Origin of the sequence: Paraburkholderia sp., from assembly GCF_049581445.1 — a bacterium.
Classification (GTDB): domain Bacteria; phylum Pseudomonadota; class Gammaproteobacteria; order Burkholderiales; family Burkholderiaceae; genus Paraburkholderia.
Window position 1 is genome coordinate 1 of record NZ_JBAURZ010000229.1, and the last position, 7642, is coordinate 7642.

The window sequence follows — 7642 nt, forward strand, 5'->3', positions numbered from 1 at the left end:
CCCTCAGCCGGCTCACCCGCAGCGGGCGAACGGCGTACGCCCCGCAAGCCGAAGCGCGTCAGCGCGTGATAACGTTTCGCCTTCCAATCCATCCTGCCTAGCGACCCGTTCCACCATGTCTACTTCCGCATCACCGGTTGCCAGCGACGAAGTCGCCACCCACGTAGTCAATCAGATCGGTTTCATTGAACTGGAGCGTCCGAAAGCGCTCAACGCCTTGTCCACTGGCATGATCCGCGCCATGCTGGCTGCGCTCGAGCGCTGGCGCGAAGACCCAGAGGTACTCGCGGTCGTGGTGCGTAGCGACCATCCGCGCGCGTTCTGTGCGGGCGGCGATATCCGCTTCCTCTACGAATCCTTTCAGCGCGACGACCAGGCGGCCCGCGACACGTTCTTCAGTGAGGAATACCGGCTCAATCACGCCATCTTCACGTATCCGAAACCGTATATTGCGTTGCTGAATGGCGTCGTGATGGGCGGCGGCATGGGCATTTCACAAGGGGCGCATCGCACGGGCGGTTTACGGGTGGTGACCGCCTCGACCCGCATGGCGATGCCGGAGACGCGCATCGGGCTCTTTCCCGATGTCGGCGCGGGCTGGTTTCTGGCGCGCACGCCAGGGGCGCTCGGCCGCTATCTGGCCGTGACTGGCGAAACGCTCAGCGCGGCCGATGCGCTATATGCGGGGCTCGCGGACGTCTACCTCGACGAGGCTGCTTTGCCCGCGCTGGTGGAGACGCTGCGCACGGAAGCCTTCGAACGTGGCTCGGACGTAGTTGCCTGCATCGAACGCGAGTGCGCTGCGTACAAGGTGGCGCCGGCACCCGAGGCGTCGACACTGGCGACCACCCGCGCGTTCATCGATCGCCATTTTGCGCTGCCGGATATCGGGCGGATTCTCGCTTCGCTACAGGCTGAAAGAAACGGGGAAGTTGCCGGATGGGCCGAACAGACGATTGGCGTGCTGCGTGAGCGCTCGCCGTTGTCGATGGCGGTCTCGCTGGAGGTGGTGTCGCGCGCCGAAGGCTCAATGTCGGACTGTCTACGGCGCGACCTGGATCTCACCCGCACGTCCTTCGCGCATGGCGACGTGGTGGAGGGCATTCGTGCGCGGATCATCGACAAGGACAATGCGCCTCGCTGGCGCTTCGCACGGATTGAGGACGTAAGCGCCGATGACGTGGCGCAGATGTTCGAGAGCCCCTGGCCGGCGGCGGAGCATCCGTTGCGCGACTTGCAGGGGTGAACGTCTGACTAAAGCCAAAGCGCGACGTGGACTCGTCGCGCTTTGGTCAATGACCTGACGCTTATTCGTCGTCGCCAATTGCCATGAAGGCGCGCATGAAAACGAGCGCGCCCCAGCCCCACATCGCGTTGGCCGCGAAGCCCATAGCGAGACGCGGCAGCATGTTACCGCTGGGCCAGATGCCGCGCAGCGGATCGACGACGAACACGCTCGCCGCCGTCAGCGCGATGCCGCCGAACACAAAGGCCTGAATCCACGGCGCACGCCGCTCGGGCGAGACGCGCAACAGCCACGCCATCAATATCGCCCACACGGCACTCCAGATTGCATTGGCGATGAATTCCGGCAGCCCAAGCGGCAGGAACGGTGCGGTCGAAAAGCCCGCCGGATCGATCATGCCCGCCGCATGGAGTATCGCGAGGGTCGATTCATGAAAAAACAGCGAAGCGAGAAAGCCGGACACGAACGGCAGGATAATTTTTTGCATGCGGTGCAACGCCAGGAGCGCGGACCGCGCTACGCGCGCTTTCCGGGCCGGATTATCGAAATTCGCGTCATTATATAGAGGGGCCGCGGGTTTTCAGCCCTCGCTTGTATGCTAAAGCGTCAGGCTAATCACGAAAGTGGAAAACCTAAGCTAAAAAAAATCGTTCAAAAGCCTGGGTCCGATCCATAGACTGTTCTTCCATGTAGACGGCATCGCCGCCGTCGGTCACTTCATGCGTTTGGCCAAACGCCGCGCCAGATATGCGCAGCGTGGTACAGCGTCCGAGTGCACATCCCGTTTCCGGTTCTGAGCGCGCGCCTTGCGGCACGGTCGTGCGGTATGCGCTCGTCCTGGCACGGCGAAGCGCCGCTGATACGGTGCGAGAGTGAGCGCCGGCTCCGCTGGTCCTTTGGATCCCGTCATTCAATCCGTTTCGAACATGCAGGAGCAGCAAATGAATGTGTTCTGGTTCATCCCGACTCACGGCGATAGCCGATACCTCGGTACGTCCCAAGGCGCACGCGCAGCCGATTACGACTATTTTCGGCAGATCGCCGTCGCCGCCGACACGCACGGCTACGAAGGCGTTCTGCTGCCGACCGGGCGCTCGTGCGAGGACGCATGGGTGGTGGCGTCGAGCCTGATCCCGGCAACCCGCCAGCTGAAATTTCTGGTGGCCATCCGCCCGGGTATTACCTCGCCGGGACTGGCCGCGCGCATGGCGTCGACCTTCGACCGCCTCTCGGGTGGGCGTCTGCTGATCAATGTGGTGACAGGGGGCGATGCAGCGGAACTGGAAGGCGACGGCGTGTTCGCCGATCACGATACCCGTTACGAAATCACCGATGAGTTCCTGCATATCTGGCGCCAGCAACTGACTGCGTCGCACACCAGCGACGCAATCGAATTCGACGGCAAGCATCTGAAGTCAAAGGGCGGCAAGCTGTTGTATCCGCCGGTGCAGAACCCGCATCCGCCGCTGTGGTTCGGTGGCTCGTCGCCCGCTGCGCATGAGATGGCGGGGGAGCATATCGACACCTATCTGACGTGGGGTGAGCCGCCCGAGGCGGTCGCGAAGAAGATTGCCGACATTCGCGCGCGCGCCGCAGCGCATGGCCGCGAGATCAAGTTCGGAATTCGCTTTCACGTGATCGTGCGCGAAACCGAAGAAGAAGCGTGGGCCGCCGCCGACAAGCTGATCAGCAAGCTCGATGATGAAACCGTCGCTCGCGCGCAGGCCTCGTTTGCGAAGATGGATTCGGAAGGGCAGCGCCGCATGGCCGCGCTGCACGGCGGCAAGCGCGGCAGCCGCGAGCAGCTCGAGGTGTATCCGAACGTGTGGGCCGGCGTGGGCCTCGTGCGTGGTGGGGCGGGTACGGCAATCGTCGGGAATCCTGAGCAGGTGGCGGAGCGGATGAAGGAATATGAAGCGCTCGGTGTCGACACGTTCATCCTGTCCGGCTATCCACATCTGGAGGAGTCCTATCGCTTCGCGGAACTGGTGTTTCCGCTGCTGCCGGGACGTCAGCGCACAAGCGCGAGTGGGCCGCTCTCCGGGCCGTTCGGCGAGATCGTCGGCAACAACTATGTGCCCAAGGTCAGCGAAAGCTGAGCGTGGCTGGACGCGCCGCTGCAGTCGCGGTGGCTCGATTGAGAACGAGTGGAGCAAGCGATCATGGCTCGATCTGAAGTAAGTGGAAACAGGGTGCGGCGGTTAGCGGGCCATCTGGCGCCGTGGATTGCGCCGCTGGTGATTCTGCTCACGTGGGAGATTGCCGCGCGCAGCGGCATCCTGTCGACGCGTGTGTTGCCGGAGCCGCTGGCCGTGGTGAAGGCGGCGTGGTCGCTGGTGCAGTCGGGCGAGATGTGGGCCGACGTCAAGGTCAGTACATGGCGCGCCGTGTCGGGCTTTGCGGTGGGCGGCAGTATCGGGCTTGCGTTGGGTCTTGCCACCGGGCTCTTCAGACCGGCCGAAGTCGTGCTCGATTCGACCATCCAGATGGTCCGCAATATTCCGGCGCTCGCGATGATCCCGCTCGTGATTCTGTGGTTCGGCATCGAGGAAGAAGCGAAGGTGTTTCTCGTCGCCCTCGGCGTGTTCTTTCCGATCTACGTCAACACGTTTCACGGCATTCGCTCCGTTGATGCCAACCTGGTGGAAATGGCGCGCAGCTACGGCGTGAGAGGTTTCCGGTTGTACTGGGACGTGATTCTGCCGGGCGCGTTGCCGTCGATTCTGGTCGGCGTGCGCTTCGCGTTCGGGCTGATGTGGGTCACGTTGATTGTCGCGGAAACGATCTCCGCGCAATCGGGCATCGGCTACATGACGATGAATGCCCGCGAATTCCTGCAAACCGATGTCGTCGTGGTCGGCATCCTGCTGTATGCCGGACTCGGCAAGCTCGCCGACATGCTGGCGAAGGGCCTCGAGCGCGTGACGCTGCGCTGGCATCCGGCTTATCAACGAGGAGCGAAAGCATGAATGCGGCAGTATTTTCGACCTGCTTTGGCGGGATTGCTGGCGGCGATCTGGAGGCCGAACTGGCGCAGCCACGCACCGTCGATCATGAGGTCGTGGAAGCGGCTGAAGCGGTTCATGACGCTCATGCGGCTCATGCTGCCGGCGCAATCGCCAAAGGCGCGCTCGCACGTAACAGACTGCGCGGTGAGGACCACGCCGTCGAACTACGCGGCGTGGGCAAACAGTACGGCGAACGTACGGTGCTTAAGGACTTCGATCTGTCGATCGAGCGCGGCAGTTTCGTCGCGATCGTCGGGCGCAGCGGCTGCGGTAAATCCACGTTGTTGCGATTGGTGGCGGGTCTGGAAACGCCGACGTCCGGCGTGCTCGAAAAGCGCCCGGAGGACGGACGGCCTCTGGATACACGCATCATGTTTCAGGACGCGCGGCTCTTGCCGTGGAAAAGCGTCCTGCAAAACGTGATGCTCGGTTTGGGACGCGGCGCGCGTGAGGATGCCCGCGCGGTGCTTGCTGAAGTAGGCCTTGTTGAACGGGCCAACGACTGGCCGGCGCAATTATCCGGCGGCCAGCGGCAGCGTGTCGCGCTCGCGCGTGCGCTGGTGCATCGGCCGCAATTGCTGCTGCTCGATGAGCCGCTCGGCGCGCTCGACGCGCTCACGCGCATTGAAATGCATGCGCTGATCGAGCGGCTGTGGCGCGAGCATCGCTTCACCGCGTTGCTGGTGACGCACGATGTGCATGAAGCGGTCGCGCTCGGCGACCGGATCCTGCTGATCGAAGAAGGGCGCATCGCGCTGGATCAACCGGTGCTGCTCGATCGTCCGCGTGCGCGTGCCTCGGCCGGTTTCGCCGAGCTTGAGGAACATGTGCTGCAGCGCGTGCTGAAAACCTCGCCGAATGACGACGCGTTGCCGCATCGCGGTGCGTCCGGGAGCGACGACCTGCACCGCGTGCGGCCAACCGATGTTCGTTGGGCTGTCTGACATTCCTTGCTTGACCGTTTTTTATCGATCCACTGGAGTCATTCGATATGAGTATTTCTGGAATCAACGTACGTAATCAGTTCAAAGGCAAGGTCAAGGAAATCATCCGCGGTTCGGTGGTGTCCGAAGTCGATGTTGATACGCCGTTCGGCATCGTCACGTCAGTGATCACGACGCGCTCGGTCGACGAACTCGAACTCAAGGTCGGCTCTGAAGTGATTGCGCTGGTGAAGTCGACAGAGGTGTCGATCGCGCGGCTCTGAAGCAGCTCAGTGAGCGACCGGTTTGCCCGCGCCCGCCGCGCTATTTAGCGTTGGCGGCGCTGGCGGGCGGCGTGTGCGTCATCTTGTCGTTAGTCGCCTTGGGCGGCTTTTTAACCGGCATGTGATCCGGATTCGCGGGATTGGCCGCGCCGGACGCCTCGGGTGGCTTCACCATCGACGCGCCGTTGTCTTTTGGCGGTGTCTGGGCGAACGTGGCGCCTTCAGAGGCGACAAACGTGGCGAGTGCGGCGAAGGCAGCAAGCGCGAAAGCCGCTGCAGGCGATGCAGATTCGATCCGTTTCATCATCCAATCCTCGTTCGGCGTGCTGGGCCGCTCCGTCTGGCCCATTCCTCCGTAGACTCCACCGCGAGCAGAAAATTCGCCCTGGTTTGGATTGGCGCGCGCAGTCTCTTGACTCGTGATGATGCAGAGTCCGCGGCCCGGCGGCCGCGCAGCGGGCCGCTCAGGTCAACAGCGGACCCGCGAGAGGCCCGCTACTTGGACGTCGGACAAGGAAACGCGGCCTGCATCGAGCGCAGAATTGCCAGCCCGACCGGGAAATCGTCGGATAGACCGGGGTGATTGGTAAAAAACTCGTCGAGCAGCGGATAAACGGTTTGCGGACCGATGGGCAACTGTTCCGGCGGGCAGAAAAGCGCCGGCCGCTTCTTCGAGATCAAATCGCCGTTGGCCCAGCCCAATTCGTTCAATGCGCCTGTGATGTAGGCGGCGTAAACGGAATTGTTGTCCGCGTGCGCCCATTGCTTGTATTGCGCCGCTGTCATTTCAGCGTTCGCATGCAGCGCAAAACATGCCGTGATTAACGTGAGCGCTATTGTCTGGATCCGGAACCGCATTGATGCATCCTCATACCATATCGTGTAACCCGCCATTGTAGGACACTCGGGAGACCACAAGCAGAACGCGACGGCCTGCGCCGTGCAGATCACGCGGGATGGCGCTGGATCGGGCGATCAGGTCAAAAAAAAGCCCACCAGGGGAAGTGGGCTACAAGAGTGAGAGAGTTTCACCTCTGGGTAAGAGGAGGGGCTAGTGTAGATGCATCGGCCGTCGAATCAGGTTTCAGCGGCGCTTACATGCCTTACTGCGTCTAACCTTGCGGCATACGGTGCCGTAATCTTTCAACGTCTTTCCAGGTGTGACGCGGGCGCGTTCAACAGCGGAACGCCGGTCGGTCATTGTAGACTCGGTGACCGGTTACGCCTTACGCTTGATAAGAAGGAATCCTGATCGAATTGCCAGTTGCCTGGTATGTTGATGCAAGCGGCTGACGATGCCAACGTGCGGTCGTGTATGCACTTGCGAGGAAACTCATCCAGCAGTTATGTTTTCTACCTGCTTATCAGGCTTGTCGCGTTGCGTTTCGAGGTATCAGGAACGGGATTTGCTGGGGCAGGGTAGGGAGTCCATGGCATGCGGGCTCTCATGCAACGCAGGAGGTGAAGATGCCTCGACCACACGGAGGAACAATGCAAAAAAGAATAGTCAGCGGGGTGCTGGCTGGCGCCGCCGGACTGCTGATCTTGCCTGGCATGGCGGCGGCGCAGTCCCAGGCTTACACCAACAGCCCCGTGAATCTCTATGCGGGACCGGCGCAAGATTATCCTGTGGTCTCCCAGTTGCCCGGCGGCGTGCCTGTCGCCGTGATGGGTTGTGTGAGCGGGTACACATGGTGTGACGTGGCGCTGCAGGATCAGCGCGGGTGGGTCTACGCAGGGTATCTCAACTATCCGTACCAAGGTAGCAACGTACCGTTGTTGACGTATGGCACGGCAATCGGTCTGCCTATCGTCACGTTCTCGATCGGAGCGTACTGGGGCAGCCACTACCGGGGACGCCCCTGGTATAACAACGAAACGCATTGGGAGCATCATGCGCCACCTGGTCCTCCTCCCGGACACGGTGGTCCTCCGCCCGGACACGGTGGTCCTCCGCCGGGACATGGCGGTCCGCCTCCTGGGCACGGTGGCCCGCCTCCTGGGCACGGTGGCCCACCTCCGCAACACGGCGGCCCGCCTCCTGAGCACGGTGGCCCACCCCCACAACATGGTGGTCCGCCGCCTGGGCATGGTGGCCCACCTCCGGGACATGGCGGTCCGCCTCCCGAACATGGAGGACCGCCGCAGCAGCATGGCGGACCTCCGCCTGGACACGGCGGG

9 protein-coding genes are annotated in these 7642 nt (G+C 62.5%); 6 read left to right on the plus strand and 3 right to left on the minus strand.

Annotated elements, in window-relative coordinates:
• The first annotated feature begins 115 nt into the window (after positions 1 to 115).
• Complete coding sequence (locus WCA85_RS19775) at positions 116 to 1246, plus strand: enoyl-CoA hydratase/isomerase family protein (RefSeq protein ID WP_424066571.1); 1131 nt, start codon at positions 116 to 118, stop codon at positions 1244 to 1246.
• A 61-nt stretch (positions 1247 to 1307) separates the two neighbouring features.
• Here WCA85_RS19775 and WCA85_RS19780 read toward each other — a convergent pair whose 3' ends face one another.
• Positions 1308 to 1733 (minus strand): hypothetical protein, encoded by a 426-nt coding sequence (locus tag WCA85_RS19780; RefSeq protein WP_424066572.1) that lies wholly within the window; start codon positions 1731 to 1733, stop codon positions 1308 to 1310.
• Positions 1734 to 2187: 454 nt separating this feature from the next.
• On the opposite strand from WCA85_RS19780, the gene ssuD reads away from it, so the two are divergent.
• The 4 genes from ssuD to WCA85_RS19800 all read left to right on the plus strand — a co-directional run bounded on the left by ssuD (position 2188) and on the right by WCA85_RS19800 (position 5461).
• A complete protein-coding gene (gene ssuD / locus WCA85_RS19785) occupies positions 2188 to 3345 on the plus strand; it encodes an FMNH2-dependent alkanesulfonate monooxygenase (protein WP_424066573.1) in 1158 nt (385 codons plus the stop codon).
• Between the two features lie 63 nt (positions 3346 to 3408).
• Entirely contained in the window at positions 3409 to 4215 is an 807-nt protein-coding gene (ssuC, locus tag WCA85_RS19790) for an aliphatic sulfonate ABC transporter permease SsuC (RefSeq protein ID WP_424066574.1), read from the plus strand.
• Positions 4212 to 5198, plus strand: coding sequence for an ATP-binding cassette domain-containing protein (locus tag WCA85_RS19795; RefSeq protein ID WP_424066575.1), 987 nt, complete (start codon positions 4212 to 4214; stop codon positions 5196 to 5198). Before ssuC ends, WCA85_RS19795 begins: the two co-directional genes overlap by 4 nt.
• 47 nt (positions 5199 to 5245) lie before the next feature.
• Complete coding sequence (locus WCA85_RS19800; RefSeq protein WP_424066576.1) at positions 5246 to 5461, plus strand: TOBE domain-containing protein; 216 nt, start codon at positions 5246 to 5248, stop codon at positions 5459 to 5461.
• 40 nt (positions 5462 to 5501) lie between these two features.
• On the opposite strand, the gene WCA85_RS19805 is transcribed toward WCA85_RS19800, so the two are convergent.
• Positions 5502 to 5765, minus strand: a complete 264-nt coding sequence (locus WCA85_RS19805; RefSeq protein ID WP_424066577.1) for a hypothetical protein — start codon at positions 5763 to 5765, stop codon at positions 5502 to 5504.
• Positions 5766 to 5956: 191 nt separating this feature from the next.
• Positions 5957 to 6319: a hypothetical protein gene (locus tag WCA85_RS19810; RefSeq protein WP_424066578.1), complete on the minus strand. Its 363-nt coding sequence runs from the start codon at positions 6317 to 6319 to the stop codon at positions 5957 to 5959.
• Positions 6320 to 6952: 633 nt separating this feature from the next.
• Here WCA85_RS19810 and WCA85_RS19815 point away from each other — a divergent pair.
• Positions 6953 to 7642: SH3 domain-containing protein (locus WCA85_RS19815; protein ID WP_424066579.1), on the plus strand; the 690-nt coding region annotated here is incomplete at its 3' end.